General features: G+C 76.4%; 4 protein-coding genes. 1 reads left to right on the forward strand and 3 read right to left on the reverse strand.

The genetic code is table 11. From position 1 onward, the window contains the following. The 3 genes from ACIQOV_RS37655 to ACIQOV_RS37665 all read right to left on the reverse strand — a co-directional run. Positions 1–720: M48 family metalloprotease (locus tag ACIQOV_RS37655; RefSeq protein WP_401055285.1), on the reverse strand; the 720-nt coding region annotated here is incomplete at its 3' end. A gap of 3 nt (positions 721–723) precedes the next feature. Next, positions 724–1,149 carry a BlaI/MecI/CopY family transcriptional regulator gene (locus ACIQOV_RS37660; RefSeq protein ID WP_380538618.1) on the reverse strand — a complete coding sequence of 142 codons (426 nt, stop codon included), beginning with the start codon at positions 1,147–1,149 and terminating at the stop codon, positions 724–726. A gap of 132 nt (positions 1,150–1,281) precedes the next feature. Beyond that, positions 1,282–2,190: a DMT family transporter gene (locus ACIQOV_RS37665; RefSeq protein ID WP_401055286.1), complete on the reverse strand. Its 909-nt coding sequence runs from the start codon at positions 2,188–2,190 to the stop codon at positions 1,282–1,284. Between ACIQOV_RS37665 and ACIQOV_RS37670 the strand changes: the two genes are divergently transcribed. Then, positions 2,123–2,388 (forward strand): GntR family transcriptional regulator (locus ACIQOV_RS37670; protein WP_401055287.1); only part of this gene is annotated, 266 nt, incomplete at its 3' end. The genes ACIQOV_RS37665 and ACIQOV_RS37670 overlap by 68 nt on opposite strands.

Genomic DNA, 2,388 nt, shown 5'->3' on the forward strand with positions numbered 1-2,388 from the left:
GGCGTGCGAGACCAGGGCCGCCCGGGCCACCGCCCGCGCGGTGATCCGGCGGTCCCCCACGGCCTGCGCCGAGTCCTCGTCCGCCCACCGCTCCGCGCTGTACGCCACCGCGTCCTGCAGCGGCCGCAGGAACGGGTTGACGCAGGCGGCGAGCTGGGTGGTCAGCAGGTACCGGTGGTGGCGGTGGCGCAGGTGCGCCCGCTCGTGGGCGAGCAGCGCCTCGCGCTCGTCGGCGGCCAGGCCGGCCAGCATCCCGGTGGAGACCACGACCCGGCCGGGCGATCCGGGCAGCGCGTAGGCGTACGGGCTCCGGTCCGGCAGCACCGCGAGGTCGCCGGCCGGTCCCGGCCCGACGGGCAGCCCGCTCAGCGCCCGGCGGGCCCGGGCCCGCACCCGCAGGTGCCGCACGACCGTCCGGGCGCAGGCGAGGACCACCAGGGCCAGCAGCCACATCGCGGCCGTGCCGACCGTCTCGTGGTACGGCAGCGCGGCCCGCACCTCCGGGTCGGACCAGCTGTCCGGCAGCGGGTTGCCGGGGATCTGCGCGGTGCCCACCACGCCGATCAGCCCGAGGCAGAGCGCGCTGCACACCGCCATCACCGCGCTGATCACGGTCATCAGCCGGGCCGCGCCGCGCGGGTGCAGGTGCTGTTCGGTCAGGCGCGCGATCGGGACCGCGGTGAGCGGCAGGACGAGCGGGAGGAAGACGAAGAGGCCCACGGGTCAGCTCTCACGGTCGGGCACTGCCGGATCGGCGGACGCGGCGTCCAGCAGCGCCCGGAGCAGTTCCTCGTCGTGCGGCAGCAGCGCGCTGACGAAGCTGGCCAGGACGGCGTCCCGGTCCGCCTCCCCGTCGAGCATCCGGCGCATCCGCAGCGCGGCCAGCCCGGCGGCGTCCGAGGAGGCCTGCCACAGGTAGGAACGGCCGGAGCGGGTCCTGGTCACGGCGCTCTTGGCGTGCAGCCGGGACAGGATGGTCATGACCGTGGTGTAGGCCAGGTCGCCCTCCAGGCGTTCCTGGACCCATCCCGCGGCGGCCGGGCCGGGCGCCTGCTGGAGCACCGCGAGCACCTGCGCCTCCAGCTCGCCCTGGCCGCGGCGCCGGGCCGGCGCGTCCCCGGCCGCCGGGGCGTGCCTCTCGTCTGCCATGACGGCCCACTCCCTCCGGATGCCTCGCCCGGACCGACGGGCACGGGTTCATCCTAACGAGCAAGGGGCCGCGCCGAACCGGTCGGATCGGGGGTTCGGGAACGTACGGCGCAGCCCTGCGGCGCCCGCGGGTCAGGTCCGGGCCCGCTGGGTCACCGCGATGCAGACCAGCACCACCACCGCGGTGACGGGCGCCGCGGCCGGCAGCCGCTCGCCGAGCAGCAGCACCGACCAGACCAGTGTCAGCAGCGGCTGCGCGAGCTGGAGCTGGCTGGCCCTCGGCACCCCGATCGCGGCCATCCCCCGGTACCAGAGCACGAACCCGCCGAGCTGCGAGACCGCCGCCGTGTAGGCCAGCCCGACCAGGGCCTGCGCCCCGAACCGCACCGGCTCGGTGCCCAGCCCGAGCGCCGCGGTCAGCAGCGTCGCGGGCAGGGCGGCCACCACCGCCCAGGCGATCACCTGGGCGCCCGGCAGGTCCCGGGAGAGCCGCCCGCCCTCGGCGTACCCGGCGGCGCAGAGCAGTACCGCCGCGAACAGGTAGAGGTCGGCGACGGTCGGCCGGCCGTGGCTCCGCACCAGGGTGAAGGCGAGCACGGCGGCGGCCCCGGCGAGCGCCGCCGCCCAGAACGCCCCGGACGGCCGGCGACCGGTGCGCAGCGCCGCGACCGTCGCCGTGGCCAGCGGCAGCACGCCGATGACCACTGCCGAGTGGGCGGTCGAGGAGGTGCGCAGGGCGAGCGTGGTCAGCAGCGGGAAGCCGAGGACGCAGCCGCCGGAGACCACCAGCAGTCCGGGCCAGTGCCGCCGCTGCGGCAGCGGGGCGCGGACGGCCGCCAGGTGGAGGACGGCCAGCAGACCGGCGAGGGCGCCGCGCAGGCCGGTCGCGGACCACGGGCCGAAGCCGGTCAGGGACCACGCAGTCGCCGGGAAGGAGAGCGAGAAGGAGGCCACGGCGAGGGCCGCGAGGGCGGTGCCGGAAGCGGGGGCCTGGCGAGGTGCTACCGCCCGAAGCCGGGTAGCGCTATCTTGTGCCGTCATGAACGAGCGTAGCAGTGTGACCGAACTCGCCGACATCCTGCGGCGGGAGGTCGAGCGCTACCCGGAGGGACGGAAGCTGCCCTCCAGTCGGGCGCTGGTGGAACGTCACCAGGTCAGCCCGGTGACGGTCTCCCGGGCCATCGCGGTGCTGGTGGCCGAGGGGCTGGTGGTCTCCCGGCGCGGCTTAGTGCTGGTCAC

Origin of the sequence: Kitasatospora sp. NPDC091257, from assembly GCF_044757675.1 — a bacterium.
Taxonomy (GTDB): Bacteria; Actinomycetota; Actinomycetes; order Streptomycetales; family Streptomycetaceae; genus Kitasatospora; species Kitasatospora lactacystinica.